We start from the raw sequence: 15191 nt of genomic DNA, 5'->3' as shown, positions 1-15191 counted from the left end.
CTTGGGAAGCTGGCCGCCCCCGGCCGGATACTTTGCTCAACCCCCTTGAAAACTTGCAAAAACGAAAGGGGTGGGACAAAACGTCCAATCGCCAAAGGCACGCCGATGGAGGTACATTAGCATGTTATCTTTCCCATGTAACGTAAAACACAAGCATGATTCCTAAAACCGCCCGTCGAGGACTGCTCCTCGCCCCGTTGGCAGCGCTGGCCGGCTGCAATACGGTGGTGATGAACCCGTCCGGTGACATTGCTGCACAGCAGGCGCATCTGATCACCATCTCGGTGATCCTGATGCTGTTGATCATTGTTCCGGTGATGATCCTGATCATCTGGTTTGCCCGTAAATACCGCGCGAGCAATACCGAGGCAGAATACCTGCCGGATTGGGATCACTCGACCAAGCTCGAACTGGTCATCTGGGGCGCGCCCCTGCTGATCATCATCGTGCTGGGTCTCGTGACCTGGATCTACACCCACAAGCTGGACCCCTACCGTCCGCTGGAACGCCTGGACGCCAACCGTCCGATCCCCGCTTCGACCAAGCCGCTCGTGGTGCAGGCCGTGGCCATGGACTGGAAATGGCTGTTCATCTATCCGGAGCAGGGCATCGCGACCGTGAACGAACTGGTGGTCCCGGTCGACGTGCCGGTGCGCTTCAAGATCAGCGCGACCTCCGTCATGAATGCGTTCTACGTTCCCGAGCTGGCCGGCATGATCTACGCGATGCCGGGCATGGAAACGACGCTCAACGCCGTCCAGAACAAGCCGATCCAGTCGATGGGCTTCTCGGCCAACTACAGCGGCGCCGGTTATTCGGACATGCGCTTCTCCTACCGCGGCGTCGCCCAGGGCGATTTCGACGGCTGGGTGCAGTCGGTCAAGAGCAGCAGCGCCGGCAACCTCGACCGCGCCAACTACCTGACGCTCGAGAAGCCGAGCATCAAGGATCCCGTGCGCCACTACGGCAGCGTGGACGGCGACCTGTTCTACCGTGTCCTGAACCGCTGCGTCGCCGACGGCGTCGTCTGCATGGACAAGATGATGCAGGAAGACGCGAACAAGGCACGCGAGATGGCCATGCGCCGGATGCCCCAACAAGCGGCAGCGACCCGTCTGGCCCAGGCCAACGGCGAGGTTTGCACCACGCCCGATGAATCTGTGAAGAAGAAGTAATCACCATGCACGAGCAATTTGACTTAGCGAAGTTGATCTTCGGTCGGCTCAGCTGGGAAGCGATTCCCTACCATGAGCCCATCCTGATCGGTACCTTTATCGCGGTGCTCCTGGGCGGCGTCGTCGTCTTGGGCGCCATCACCAAGTTCAAGCTGTGGGGCTATCTCTGGAAAGAGTGGTTCACCAGTATCGACCACAAGAAGATCGGCATCATGTACATGGTGCTCGGCCTGATCATGTTCCTGCGCGGCTTCGCCGACGCGCTGATGATGCGCGCCCAGCAGGCGTTCTCGTTCGGGGATTCCCACGGCTTCCTGCCGCCGCACCACTACGACCAGGTCTTCACCGCCCACGGCGTGATCATGATCTTCTTCGTGGCGATGCCGCTGGTGACGGGCTTTATGAACTACGTCGTGCCGCTGCAGATCGGCGCCCGCGACGTGGCCTTCCCGTTCCTGAACAACTTCTCGTTCTGGATGACCACCGCCGGTGCCATCCTGGTCATGGCGTCGCTGTTCGTCGGCGAATTCGCCCGTACCGGCTGGCTGGCCTACCCGCCGCTGTCCGGCATCCTGGCGAGCCCGGACGTCGGCGTCGACTACTACATCTGGTCGCTGCAGATCGCGGGTGTCGGCACCTTGCTGTCGGGCGTGAACCTGGTCGTCACCATCGTCAAGATGCGCGCGCCGGGCATGGACCTGATGAAGATGCCGGTCTTCACCTGGACCGCACTGTGCACCAACATCCTGATCGTCATGGCCTTCCCGGTCCTGACCGCCGTCCTGGCCATGCTGGGCCTGGACCGTCTGTTCGACACCCACTTCTTCACGAATGAACTGGGCGGCAACTCGATGATGTACATTAACCTGATCTGGATCTGGGGCCACCCGGAGGTGTACATCCTGATCCTGCCGGCGTTCGGCATCTTCTCGGAAGTCGTCGCGACCTTCTGCGGCAAGCGCCTGTTCGGCTACACCTCGATGGTGTACGCGACGGCCGTCATCATGCTGCTGTCCTACCTCGTGTGGCTGCACCACTTCTTCACGATGGGCTCGGGCGCGAGCGTGAACTCGTTCTTCGGCATCACCACGATGATCATCTCGATCCCGACCGGCGCCAAGATCTTCAACTGGCTGTTCACCATGTACAAGGGCCGCATCCGCTATGAACTGCCGATGATGTGGACCGTGTCGTTCATGATCACCTTCATCATCGGCGGCATGACCGGCGTGATGCTGGCGGTCCCGCCGGCCGACTTCGTGCTGCACAACTCGCTGTTCCTGATCGCCCACTTCCACAACGTCATCATCGGCGGCGTGCTGTTCGGCCTGTTTGCCGGCCTGAACTACTGGTGGCCGAAGATGTTCGGCTTCAAGCTGGACCGTACCTGGGGCGTGCGCTCGTTCTGGCTGTGGTCGATCGGTTTCTGGTTCGCGTTCATCCCGCCGTACATCCTGGGCTTCATGGGCGTGACCCGCCGCATGAGCCACTTCGAGGACCCGTCGATCCACTACCTGTTCCAGATCTCGCTGTTCGGCACCCTGATGATCGCCGCCGGTATCGGCTGCCTGCTGATGCAGATCGCCGTGTCCGTCATCAACCGCAAGAAGCTGGCCGACGTCACGGGCGACCCGTGGAACGGCCGTACCCTGGAATGGTCGACCTCGTCGCCGCCGCCGGCCTACAACTTCGCGTTCACCCCGGTCGTGCATGACAACGACAGCTGGGCCGACATGAAGAAGAACGGCTACCAGCGTCCGCTGAAGGGCTACGTGCCGATCCACATGCCTGCCAACACCTGGGCCGGTCCGGTGATCCCGGGTCTGTCGTTCGTGGTCGGTTTCGGCATCATCTGGCACATGTGGCTGCTGGTTGCCGTCGGCTTCGTGGCCCTGATCGCCACGACCATCTACCACACCTTCAACTACAAACGCGACTACTACATCCCGGCGGAAGAGGTTACCCGCACGGAAGCAGAGCGCACCCGCATGCTGGAAGCCCATGTCTGAGATTAACGCCACCCACGCCGGCGCCGCGAGCGCCGACCCGAGCTCGCGCTACTACGTGACCGAGCACCACCCGGAAAACGGCACGCTGCTCGGTTTCTGGATCTACCTGATGAGCGACTGCCTCATCTTCGCCTGCCTGTTCGCGACCTATGCCGTCCTGGGCCGCAACTACGCAGGCGGCCCGTCGGGCGCCGAGATCTTCGACCTGCCGCTGGTGGCCTTGAACACGGCCTTCCTGCTGTTCTCGTCGATTACCTACGGCTTCGCGATGCTGGCCGCGCAGAAGAAGAACCTCGGTTCGACCCAGCTCTGGCTGGGCATCACCGGCATCCTGGGCGCCTGCTTCCTGGGCCTGGAACTGTACGAGTTCTCGCACCTGATCCACGAGGGCTTCGGCCCGTGGCGCAGCGGCTTCCTGACCGCGTTCTTCTCGCTGGTCGGCACCCACGGCCTGCACGTGACCTTCGGTATCGTGTGGCTCGTGACGCTGATGTTCCAGCTGGGTAAGCACGGCATCAACGGCGCCAACTACCGCCGCCTCGCCTGCCTGTCGATGTTCTGGCACTTCCTGGACGTCATCTGGATCGGCGTGTTCACCTATGTCTATCTGATGGGAGTCCTGCCATGAGCAATATTCACCACGCCCACGGCCACGACCACCACGGCCATGGCCACGTCGACCACGACGACCACCTGGAGGCGCACGGCAGCCTGAAGGACTACACGATCGGCTTCATCCTGGCGGTGATCCTGACCGTGATCCCGTTCTGGCTGGTGATGACCCACCAGCTGGCGCCGGAAACGACCAAGTTCGTGATCCTCGGCTTCGCCGCCGTCCAGGTCATCGTCCACATGGTCTACTTCCTGCACATGAACTCGAAGTCGGAAGGCGGCTGGAACATGATGGCCATGATCATGACCGTCATCCTGCTCGTCATCATCCTGGTCGGCTCGATCTGGGTCATGTACCACATGAACGCGAACATGATGCCGCACATCAGCAACGATGGCGGTTCGGTTCACGGCATGCACGACATGCAGTAAATGGCGGGCAACGATCTCGCAGCAGCGCCGGGCACCGCCCGGCGCAAGGGAGCTTCTCCCGTCCTGGCAGTCCTGGCGCTGCTCCTGATCGTCCTGTTCGCCGGTCTAGGTACCTGGCAGGTGTTCCGCCTGCAATGGAAACTGGACCTCATCGCCCGCGTGGATGCACGCGTGCACGCCGTTCCCGTCGCGCCGCCCCCCGCGGCCGGCTGGGCCGGCATCAACGCCGCCGACGACGAATACCGTCGCCTGGAACTGAACGGCACCTACCTGTACGACCTCACCACCCCCGTCCAGGCCCTCACCGAGCAGGGCAGCGGCTATTGGCTGATCACGCCGATGTGCACGACGGACGGCACGATCATTCTCGTCAATCGCGGTTTCATCCCGGCCGACCTGGGTGCGCGCACGCGCTACGCGCCGCTGGCCGCGAACGGCGACCCTTGCGCGGCCGTGCTGGCCCGCCACGACCCGACCGTGCGCGTCGTCGGCCTGCTGCGCATCAGCGAGCGGGGCGGCTCGTTCGCCCGCGACAACGACCCGACGAACAACCGCTGGTATTCGCGCGACGTCGCGGCCATCGCCGCCGTGCGCAAGCTGGGCACGCCGGGCCAGGCCGTCGCCCCGTATTTCGTCGATGCCGAAGCGGCCCAGAATCCGGCCGATTCGCCGGACCGTCCGACGGGCGGCCTTACCGTCGTCAGCTTCCACAACAGCCACCTGGTCTACGCGATTACCTGGTACGCACTGGCCCTGATGGTGGTCTTCGCCTGGTGGCGCGTGACGCGCGGCCCGCGTGCCGGCGCGCACGACTCGGACGACGATGAGTGACCCGACGGCGGCCGCGGGCAAGGGCCCGGGACGGCGCTGGCGGATGAATTCCGTCGCCGACGTCGAATACGTCGCCGGCCACAAGAACATGCTGCAGCTCATCGAGCTGCGCTGGATCGCCGTCATCGGCCAGATCACCACGATCGCCGGCGCCATCCTGATCTTCGACGTCCCGCTGCCCCTGGTGCAGATGCTCGAAGTGCTGGCCTGCCTGATCGCCTTCAATATCGCCAGCCACCTGCGCTGGCACGAACACCGTCCCGTCACCAACAGCGAGCTGTTCCTCGCGCTGCTGGTCGACGTCGCCAGCCTGACGATGCAGCTCTACCTGTCCGGCGGCGCGAGCAATCCCTTCGCCTTTCTCTACCTGCTGCAGGTGATCCTGTCCGCCGTGCTGCTGGAGGCGTGGTCGACCTGGACCATCGTCGCCATCACGCTGGCCTGCCTGGCCGGCCTGTCGATCTTCGCCCAGCCGCTGCCGCTGCCGCCGGACCACGCGCGCGGCATCTCCAGCCTCTACGTTCAGGGCCTGCTGCTGTGCTTCGTGCTGGACGCGGCGCTGCTCGTCATCTTCATCCTGCGCATCACGAATACCCTGAAGACGCGCGCCAGCCAGCTGGCGGACTTGCGCCAGCGCGCCGCCGAGGAAGAACATATCGTGCGCATGGGCCTGCTCGCCTCGGGCGCCGCCCACGAGCTGGGCACGCCGCTCGCGACGCTGTCCGTGATCCTGGGCGACTGGAAGCGCATGCCCGAGTTCAAGGAAAACCCGGACCTGATCGAGGAAATCTCCGAGATGCAGACCCAGCTGCAGCGCTGCAAGTCCATCGTCAGCGGCATCCTGCTGTCGGCCGGCGAGGCGCGCGGCGAATCGGCGCGCCGCACGACGATCCGCACCTTCCTCGACGGCCTCGTGCGCCAATGGCAGGCCAGCCGCCCCGTGCGCGCTTTCGACTATACGAACCGCATCGGCCAGGACCTGCCCGTCGCCTTCGACGAAGCGCTCAAGCAGATGATCGACAACGTGCTCGACAATGCGCTCGAGGCCTCGCCGGACTGGGTGAGCCTGGATGCCGGCGTCGACGACGGCACGCTGATCCTCACCGTCACCGACCGCGGTCCCGGCTTCGCGCCGGCGATCCTGGCGCAGTTCGGCAAGCCCTACCAGTCGACCAAGGGCCGCCCCGGCGGCGGCCTGGGCGTGTTCCTGGCCGTGAACGTGGCGCGCACGCTGGGCGGCAGCGTCACCGCGGTCAACCGGCCCGAGGGCGGCGCGCGCGTCACGCTCGCGCTGCCGCTGTCGGCGATCGCGCTGCGGCAGGAATAGTCCGCCGCGGCCGCAGCAGGCCATCCTGCTTGCATGTAAAATTGCGCAATGCCTAATACCGAACCCCTGCTACTCATCATCGAGGACGACGACGCCTTCGCCCGCACCCTCGGCCGCTCCTTCGAGCGGCGCGGCTACAAGGTCCTGCTCGCTCCCGGGCTGGACGAAGCCCAGGAACTCCTGAAGGACCACAATCCCGGCTATGCCGTGGTCGACTTGAAGCTGAAAGGGAACAGCTCGGGCCTGGCCTGCGTGCAGATGCTGCATGCCCACGACCCGGAGATGCTGATCGTCGTGCTGACGGGCTTCGCCAGCATCGGCACCGCCGTCGAGGCGATCAAGCTGGGCGCCTCCCAGTACCTGGCCAAGCCGTCCAACACGGACGACATCGAGGCCGCCTTCGGCCACGTGGCCGGCAATACGGAACTGGAGCTGACGAACCGCTCGACGTCGATCAAGACGCTGGAGTGGGAGCGCATCCACGAAGTGCTGGCCGAGACGGATTTCAACATCTCGGAAGCGGCGCGGCGCCTGGGCATGCACCGCAGGACGCTGGCGCGCAAGCTCGAGAAGCAGCGGGTCAAGTAGGGCGCCGCATCCGCTGCAACTGGCGCCGCCGGCGTGCATCTCGCGCCGCCGGGCCGCCGTTCGTCGCATCGCCGCCCGCCGGGGCGGCCAGGGCGGCACCATGGAGCCATTCGATCACGAACCTTCCAAGGAGCCGACCATGCCGAGCCACATCGTCACCCACACCCCCGTCCATGTCTGGGCCATCCTGGCCTTCCTCGTCGCGCGCGGGATGATCGCCAGCCGCGACCGCGAGGTCGCCGTCAACAAGCTCTGGATCATCCCGTTGGCGATGCTGGCCCTGTCCCTGCAGGACATCGCCGCCAAGTTCGGCGCCGGCGCCTTGCCGCTGGCCGCGTGGGCCGCCGGCGCCCTGGCCACGACGCTGCTGGTCCTGCGCTTCGGCCCCGTGCGCGTGGCGCCGGGGCCCCGGCCCGGCACGGCGCGCGTGGCCGGCAGCTGGGCGCCGCTCGCCCTCATGATGGCCGTGTTCTGCACCAAGTACGCGGCATCGGTCGCCGTCGCCGTGCTGCCCCATGCCCGCCAGGACGCCGCGTTCATCGCCGCCGTGTGCATGCTGTTCGGCATCGTCAACGGGTGTTTCCTGGGCCGCCTGCTGGCCGACCTGGCCGCCGTGCGCGGCTTCCAGGCGGCCAGCCCGGCCGCAGCCGCCTGAACCCGGCATCGGCCTTTGCAGTACCTCAAGACGGTATGCGCGCTGCCTAGCAGACTCGGCATTTGCGCACCCGCTGAGCCCGGCGACATCCAGTTTTCCCATGGGCACCTAACCGGCAGCCAACCGCCAGCTGAGCCGTGCGCATCCTTGTCAACCCGACCAAGAGGTGATGCATGGCTACGCACAACAACGGCCCGTACGACGGCGCCGGTTCGATCCTGGGCACCGTCGGCGGCCCGTCCGACCCGGCCGATCCCGCCAGCCTGGGCTTCGACACCCGCGAGGACGAGCGCCTGCTGGAAAAAGTCACGGAGGGCGGCGAGCTGGCCGCCCAGATGCCGTACAACGACACCAAGGGCCTCGAGTACGGCGAGGCCGCGTTCACGCCGCACCGCGGCGCCGTGCGCGTGCCGGACACGCCGCTGGCCACGGCCAGCACGACCACCGAGGACATCGCCTCGCGCAAGGCCGGCGACGGCAAGCCGGAGATCGGCGCCAATCCGCTGAACGGGCCGCTGGACCGGGTGCGCGTGGACGACAGCCGCCGCGAGCTCAGTACCAACCAGGGCGTCAAGGTCGCGGACAACCAGGATTCGCTGAAGATCGGCCTGCGCGGCCCGACGGCGCTCGAAGACTTCGTCTTCCGCGAAAAGATCACGCACTTCGACCACGAGCGGATCCCCGAGCGCGTCGTGCATGCCCGCGGCGCCGGCGCCCACGGCTACTTCGAGAACTACCACGACCTCTCGAGCTTGACCCGCGCGTCGCTGTTTTCCAAGGCCGGCAAGCGCACGCCCGTGTTCGTGCGCTTTTCCACCGTCGCCGGCTCGCGCGGCTCGGCCGACACGGCGCGCGACGTGCGCGGCTTCGCCACCAAGTTCTATACGGACGAAGGCGTGNGTTTTCCAAGGCCGGCAAGCGCACGCCCGTGTTCGTGCGCTTTTCCACCGTCGCCGGCTCGCGCGGCTCGGCCGACACGGCGCGCGACGTGCGCGGCTTCGCCACCAAGTTCTATACGGACGAAGGCGTGTGGGACCTGGTCGGCAACAACATCCCCGTGTTCTTCATCCAGGACGCGATGAAGTTCCCCGACCTGATCCACTCCGTGAAACCGGAGCCGCACAACGAGATCCCGCAGGCGTCCAGCGCGCACGACACCTTCTACGACTTCGCCGGCCTGTCGCCCGAGATCTTCCACATGCTGCTGTGGGTGATGTCGGACCGCGCGATCCCGCGCAGCTACCGCACCATGCAGGGCTTCGGCGTGCACACGTTCCGGCTGGTGAACGACAAGGGCGACGCGCACTTCGTCAAGTTCCACTGGACCCCGCTGCAGGGCACCCATTCGCTGGTGTGGGACGAGGCGGTGAAACTGGGCGGCGCCGACCCGGACTTCCACCGCCGCGACCTGTGGGAGGCGATCGAGGCCGGCCACTTCCCCGAATGGGAGCTGGGCCTGCAGGTGTTCAGCGAGGGGGATGCCGCCGGCTTCCAGAAGTTCGACATCCTCGACCCCACCAAGATCGTACCGGAAGAGCTGGTGCCCGTGCGGCCGGTCGGCAAGATGGTCCTGGACCGCAATCCCGACAACTTCTTCGCCGAGACCGAGCAGGTGGCCTACTGCGCGGCGCACCTGGTGCCGGGCCTGGACTTCAGCAACGACCCGCTGCTGCAGGGGCGCATCCATTCGTATATCGACACCCAGTTGACGCGCCTGGGCGGGCCGAACTTCCACGAGATCCCCATCAACAGCCCGGTCGCGCCCGTGCACAACAACCAGCGCGACGGCATGCACCGCCAGGCCATCAACCGCGGGCGGGTCGCCTACGAGCCGAACTCGCTGGCCGGCGGCTGCCCGTTCCAGGCCGGCGCGCGCGGCTTCGTCAGCTATCCGGAACCGGTCGCGGGCAGCAAGATACGCGGCAAGCCGGAGCTGTTCGCCGAGCACTACGGGCAGGCGCGCCTGTTCTGGTACAGCCAGACGCCCGCCGAGCAGCGGCACATCACCGACGCCTTCCGCTTCGAACTCACGCGCGTGCAGGTGCCGGCGATCCGCGAACGCATCGTCGCGGGCCTCGTCAACATCGACACGCGACTGGCCAAGGCGGTGGCGGACGGTCTCGGCATCCCCGTGCCGGATCCGCTGCCGCGCGTGAACGACACGCCGGTCCCCGACTATCCGCTGTCGCCATCGCTGTCGCTGCTCGCGCGGCCCGGCGCGACGGGCATCCGCACGCGCCGCGTCGCGCTGGCCGCGGCCGAAGGCGTCGACGCCAATGTCGCGCGCCAGGTGTACGCCGTGCTGCTGAAGGAGGGCGCCCAGCCGCGCGTGCTGGGCCAGCGCCTGGGCGAGCTGCGCCCCGCCGCGGGCAAGCCCCTGGACGTGGAGGTGACGTTCGAGGCCACGCCGGCGGTGATGTACGACGGGATCGTGGTCGCACCCGGCGCGGCGTCGGCGGGGGCATTGGCGCGCGACGCCCGCGTGCTGGACTTCGTGCGCGACCAGTACCGCCACGGCAAGCCCCTGCTTGCGCTGGGCGCGGGCAGCGAGCTGCTGGCGGCGGCCGGCATCCCGGCCGCGTTGCCCAACGGCGAACCCGATCCTGGCGTGATCGTGGCGGGCGACGGCGGCCTGGAAGCGGCCCTGGCCAGCTTCATGGCGGTGTTGGCGCGGCACCGCGTGTATGCGCGGGAGACGGATCCGCCGCGGGTGTAACGGCAGGCGCCAGGGGCTGCGGCTTGTAATGACGCCGTCACGGGAGGATGGAATCATTTCCATTCCTTGACCTCGGAGACCCGCATGCCCCCGACCGACCCGCACCGTGCCCGCCATCTTCCTTTTGCCGCAGGCGCCGTCGCGCTCGCGCTGCTGTCGGCCTGCAGCAGCAGCGACGACGCACCCGCACCGGTACAAACCGCCCCCGCGCCGACGCCGCCCGTCACGGCGGCGAACACCAGCGTGGCCTTCATGACGGACGTGCACTTCGAGAACGTCTACGGCGACTTCAAGAGCGGCCAGTTCGCGGGCATCCCGACCAAGGACGGCAGGAACGCGACGATCCGCACGATGTATGCCCAGCTCACGTCGACCCGGCTGTTCAACGAAAACTACTTCGCCTTCCGCGCCGCGCTGGACGACGCCTACGCGAAAGGCATCCGCCACGTGGCGCTGCCGGGCGACTACTCGGACGACGCCCAGCCGATCAATATCGACGGGATCGCCGACATCCTGAAGGAATACCAGGCCAAGGGCATGCGCTTCTTCATCGCTCCCGGCAACCACGACCCCAACGAGCCGTACGACGACATGGAAGCGGGCAAGAGCGACTTCCTCGCCAAGGACGGCAAGGAGCAGAAGGTCTACGCCACCGCGAACGCAGCCTGCAAGTCCAGGGATCCGGCCGTGGTCTGCACCGACCAATTGATGGAGCAGGGCTACGAGAAGCTCGTGGCCAAGCTGTCCGACTTCGGTTTCACCCCCAGCAAGGCGGACGTGCTGTGGGAGACGCCGTTCAGCAAGTACACGGACGGCAAGTACAGCTACGACCAGGCGCTGGCCCAGTCCGGCATGAAGAGCCGCCAGTACGAGATCTGCGCGGAAGGCGAGGGTGGCGCGTACAAGGCGGCGGGCGAGGCGAAGCTGGGCAAGTCCTACACCCGCTGCGCCCGGATGTTCGACGCCAGCTACCTGGTCGAACCCGTCAAGGGCTTGTGGCTGCTGGCGATCGACGCCAACGTCTACGTGCCGAACGCGAACTTCGATCCCGCCAGCCCGCAGAACTTCAAGGGCTACGACGGGGCGGGCAACGCCGGCTGGAACAAGGTCCTGACGCACAAGATCCACCTGATGGAGTGGATCAAGAACGTGGCAAGCCGCGCCAAGGCCGAGGGCAAGCAACTGATGGCCTTCTCGCACTATCCGACGATGGACTTCTACGCGAACCAGACGGACGCGATGAAGGCCGTGTTCAAGCCGGGCGCCTTCCAGACGGCACGGGTGCCGGAAGCCGCCACGACAGCCGCCGTCGCCGCCACCGGCTTGCGCCTGCACGTGGGCGGCCACATGCACTTCAACGGCACCAACGACTACACGGACGGCAGCGGCAACTACCTGGCCAACGTGCAGTCGCCGTCGCTGGCCGTGTACGGCGCCGCCTACAAGATCCTCACCTACAAGGACCTGGACACGGTCGACGTCCAGACCGTCCCTCTCAACACGGTGGCGAACTTCAACGTGCTGTTCCCGTACTACCAGGTCGAGAACGACTACCTGAAAGGCAGCACGGCGACCGCCGACGTGGCCAAGCGCTGGGACCGCGCCGTGCTCGACACCCGCACCTACGGCGAGTACACGCGCTACTACTTCGGCGAGCTCTCGCGCCTGCGCTTCATGGACGAATACTGGCCGTGCGAGATGAAGGAGGCGGCGATGAACCTGAACGCGAAGCAGATGCTGATCCTGTCGCAGCTGCAGACGAAGGTCACGCTCGCCCAGCTGAAGGACAACCCGGGCGTGGTGCCGCTGACGGCAAACTGCACGGCCGCAGGTGCTGCCGCGGGCGCGGGCGTCGCCGCCTCGCAGTTGACGGCCGACTGGGCCGACGCCACCGCGCGCGCCGACAAGCTGGCCGCCGCGGCCGGCCTGAAGCTGGACGACTTCGCCCAGGTCAGCGCCTACGAGTTCTACGGCGACTTCCACCGCACCGTCTACGCGGGCGAACTGGCCCTGCGCGACATGGGCGCCCAGCGCGTGGCGATGTACAAAGTGCTGATGGCCGCGTTCCCGGCCAGCCCGGCAGCCGTCGCGCGCGTGGGCGACAAGCCGTCCGACCAGAATCCGGTCGGCGTGCCGTTCCAGAACCAGTTCAAGCAGGTGTTCGCGATCTTCAAGGGGCTCGGCTCGGCCAAGCCCAGCGATCACTTTACGGTCGACCTGAAGGGGAAGAAGATCAGCAATGCGAATGGCAACGGCTTGAGTTTTAATTGAACCGCCACCCCAAAGACCGTCGCCCCTGCGCAGGCAGGGGCCCGATCTGCTCGCATTATCGTGACGCGTGCAGAAAATTGGGCCCCCGCTGCGCAGGGGCGACGTCGTTTGATGCCGCGGTACGGCGGCTTACCAGTTGTAGCCGGCCTTCACGTAGAAGTAGCGCCCATTGAAGCCGTTCGGCGCGAAGCCGCTGTACGGGCTGGTGCCGTTCTGGTTCAGGTTCGACAGCGACGTGATCTGCGCCGGATAGCGGTTCGTGGCGTTGTCGATGCCGCCCGTCAGGCGCCAGTTGCCGGCGATGCGCACCGTGGCGGCCAGGTCCAGCACCCATTGCGGATCGTAGGTCTGGTCGAACGCGGCATTATTCTGCGGCACCGTGAATTCGCCGTAGCGGGTCACCGTGGCGCGGCCGTTCCAGATGCCGCGGGTATAGTCGCCCGTCAGGCTCAGCTTGTCCTTCGGCGAGCCGACGGTCAGGCGGTTGACCGACTGGCGGTCGAGCAGCGTCAGGCCCTGGCTCGACAGGAAGGCCGGGTTGTCGGCCAGGCGGCGCACCTTGTTGTCGTTGTGGTTGTAGGCCAGCGTGAAGTCGGCGCGCGCACCCTGCTGCAGGTTCAGGCGGTAGGTGCCGACCACGTCGACGCCCTTGGTGCGGGTGTCGACGGCGTTGGTGAAGTAGCGCGCGGCGCCCACGTAGTTGCCGGTGCTGGCGGCCAGCGACTGCTGCAGCGCCGGCGACAGTTGCAGGTTCGACGAGAACACGATGCGGTCGTCGATGTCGATGCGGTAGGCGTCGACGGTCGCGGTGAAATTCTTGAACGGCTGCCACTGGGCGCCGATGCTGATGTTGCGCGCGCGCTCGGGCTTGAGCTGGGTCGCGCCCAGCGCCTGGGCGGCCGGGCTGTCGACGGCGAAGGTGCCCGTCTCGACCGGCACGTAGTCGTACAGGCCCGTGCCCGGATTCTGCACGGTCAGCAGGTTGGTCGTCGTGATCGTGTAGAACTGCTGGGCCAGCGAAGGGGCGTGGAAGCCGTTCGACACGGTGCCGCGCAGCGCGAAGGTCGGGGTGAACGCATAGCGCAGCGAGCCCTTGCCGGACGTGGTGTTGCCGAAGTCGCTGTAGCGCTCGTGGCGCACGGCCAGGGAGCCGGACAGGTCCTTGACGATGTCGCCTTCCAGGTTCAGGTAGATCGACTGGTTGTGGCGGCTGTTCTTGCCCGCATTCTCGGGACGGAAGCCGGAGAAGCCCTGGGCGCCCGACTTGTAGTAGGAGTTCGGCTCGCCCGCGCCGATCTCGTAGTCCTCGTGGCGGTATTCCAGGCCCCAGGCGACGGTCAGCGGACCGGCCAGCCAGGCGACGTCGAAGTCGCGCGCCACGTCAAGGTTCGCCACCTGCTGGGTGGCGGTCAGGTCGCCCGCGTAGAAGTGGGTCGGGCTGGCGGTGCCCAGGTCGTAGTTGACGGTGTGGTCGACGTCCAGCTTGAAGCGGTTGCGGCCGTAGTTCGCGCTCGCGTCCCAACGCCAGCCGGCCAGGTCCCCGCGCAGGCCCGTGACGACGGAATTATCGTAGGACATGCTGTTTTCCAGCGGTAGGAAGCCTTCCGGATAGAGCGGGGTACGCAGCGTCGTGCGCGCGTCGTTCGTGTAGGCGGTGCGGAAGGTGGCAGCGGCCGAGGTGTAGCGCTCGCTGTAGCCGGCGAACGCGTACCAGTCGATGTTGTCGTTGATCCGGTACTGGCTGTTCAGGAAGATGCTGTGCGGGCGGCTTTCCGGATCGCCCAGGCGGGCGTTCACCTGACCCTGGCGCGGTCCGGCTTGCGGGCGCGGATCGGGACCGGCACGGTTGGTGGGGTTGCGGTCGGCCACTTCGACCGAGACGCGGGCCCAGCCCTGGTCGCCCAGCGCAAAGCCCTTCGAGCCGCGCAGCGTGACCTGTTCGCCGTCGCCCGCATCGTACTGGCCATAGCCGATCTCCGCCTCGCCGCCTTCGGCGCCGTGCTTCAGGATGATGTTGACCACGCCGGCGATGGCGTCGGACCCGTATTGCGCGGCGGCGCCGTCGCGCAGTACCTCGATGTGGTCGATCGCGGCCAGCGGGATCGCGTTCAGGTCGGCCGGTGCCGAGCCGCGGCCCAGCGTGCCGTTGACGTTGATGACGGCCGAGGTGTGGCGGCGCTTGCCGTTGACGAGCACCAGGGTCTGGTCCGGCGACAGGCCGCGCAGCTGTGCGGGACGCACGGCGTCGCTGGCGTCGGCGCCGGACGGGCGCGGGAAGTTCATCGACGGCAGCAGGCGGCCCAGCACGGTCGCCAGTTCGCTCGAGCCGGTGCTCAGCAATTCCTTGCTGCCGATGACGTCGACGGGCGATTGCGAATCGAGGGTGCGGCGGTTCAGCGCGCGCGTGCCGGTGACGACGACGGTCGCGGCCGGATCGGCTGCCTGGGCAGTCTGGCCGGCGGCATCCTGGGTTTGCGCGTGGGCGGCGGGGGCGAGAACGCCGACCAGGGCGAGCGCGAGCAGGGCGCGGGCCGGGTTCGGCTGGGTATGTTTGACGCTCATCGTTTTCTTTCTC

At 66.6% G+C, this 15191-nt stretch carries 10 protein-coding genes and 1 pseudogene; 10 read left to right on the top strand and 1 reads right to left on the bottom strand.

Features of this window, described 5'->3' with window-relative positions; genetic code table 11:
• Positions 1 to 155: 155 nt before the first annotated feature.
• The 10 genes and pseudogenes from cyoA to QPK32_RS12810 all read left to right on the top strand — a co-directional run bounded on the left by cyoA (position 156) and on the right by QPK32_RS12810 (position 12616).
• Positions 156 to 1175, top strand: coding sequence for a ubiquinol oxidase subunit II (cyoA, locus tag QPK32_RS12860; RefSeq protein ID WP_290413208.1), 1020 nt, complete (start codon positions 156 to 158; stop codon positions 1173 to 1175).
• A gap of 5 nt (positions 1176 to 1180) precedes the next feature.
• On the top strand, positions 1181 to 3184 hold the full coding sequence (gene cyoB / locus QPK32_RS12855) for a cytochrome o ubiquinol oxidase subunit I (RefSeq protein ID WP_290413207.1): 2004 nt from the start codon (positions 1181 to 1183) through the stop codon (positions 3182 to 3184).
• Positions 3177 to 3812: a cytochrome o ubiquinol oxidase subunit III gene (gene cyoC / locus QPK32_RS12850; RefSeq protein WP_290413206.1), complete on the top strand. Its 636-nt coding sequence runs from the start codon at positions 3177 to 3179 to the stop codon at positions 3810 to 3812. Before cyoB ends, cyoC begins: the two co-directional genes overlap by 8 nt.
• Entirely contained in the window at positions 3809 to 4228 is a 420-nt protein-coding gene (gene cyoD / locus QPK32_RS12845) for a cytochrome o ubiquinol oxidase subunit IV (protein ID WP_290413205.1), read from the top strand. The genes cyoC and cyoD overlap by 4 nt, the downstream gene beginning before the upstream one ends.
• Positions 4229 to 5059, top strand: coding sequence for an SURF1 family protein (locus QPK32_RS12840; protein ID WP_290413204.1), 831 nt, complete (start codon positions 4229 to 4231; stop codon positions 5057 to 5059).
• The gene (locus tag QPK32_RS12835) at positions 5052 to 6386 is read left to right on the top strand and encodes an ATP-binding protein (protein ID WP_374046738.1); all 1335 of its coding nucleotides are present in this window, start codon (positions 5052 to 5054) and stop codon (positions 6384 to 6386) included. Before QPK32_RS12840 ends, QPK32_RS12835 begins: the two co-directional genes overlap by 8 nt.
• Positions 6387 to 6434: 48 nt before the next feature.
• The gene (locus QPK32_RS12830) at positions 6435 to 6974 is read left to right on the top strand and encodes a response regulator transcription factor (protein ID WP_290413203.1); all 540 of its coding nucleotides are present in this window, start codon (positions 6435 to 6437) and stop codon (positions 6972 to 6974) included.
• A 139-nt stretch (positions 6975 to 7113) separates the two neighbouring features.
• A complete protein-coding gene (locus tag QPK32_RS12825) occupies positions 7114 to 7629 on the top strand; it encodes a DUF6622 family protein (protein WP_290413202.1) in 516 nt (171 codons plus the stop codon).
• 173 nt (positions 7630 to 7802) lie between these two features.
• Positions 7803 to 10345: pseudogene (locus QPK32_RS12815) on the top strand (catalase).
• 84 nt (positions 10346 to 10429) lie between these two features.
• Entirely contained in the window at positions 10430 to 12616 is a 2187-nt protein-coding gene (locus QPK32_RS12810) for a metallophosphoesterase (RefSeq protein WP_290413201.1), read from the top strand.
• Positions 12617 to 12745: 129 nt separating this feature from the next.
• On the opposite strand, the gene QPK32_RS12805 is transcribed toward QPK32_RS12810, so the two are convergent.
• Positions 12746 to 15178, bottom strand: coding sequence for a TonB-dependent siderophore receptor (locus tag QPK32_RS12805; RefSeq protein WP_290413200.1), 2433 nt, complete (start codon positions 15176 to 15178; stop codon positions 12746 to 12748).
• Positions 15179 to 15191 lie beyond the last annotated feature (13 nt).

Origin of the sequence: Massilia sp. YIM B02763, from assembly GCF_030412015.1 — a bacterium.
Taxonomy (GTDB): Bacteria; Pseudomonadota; Gammaproteobacteria; order Burkholderiales; family Burkholderiaceae_D; genus Telluria.
The sequence above is the reverse complement of the archived record's forward strand: the minus strand, read 5'-3'. Positions and strand labels throughout refer to the sequence as shown.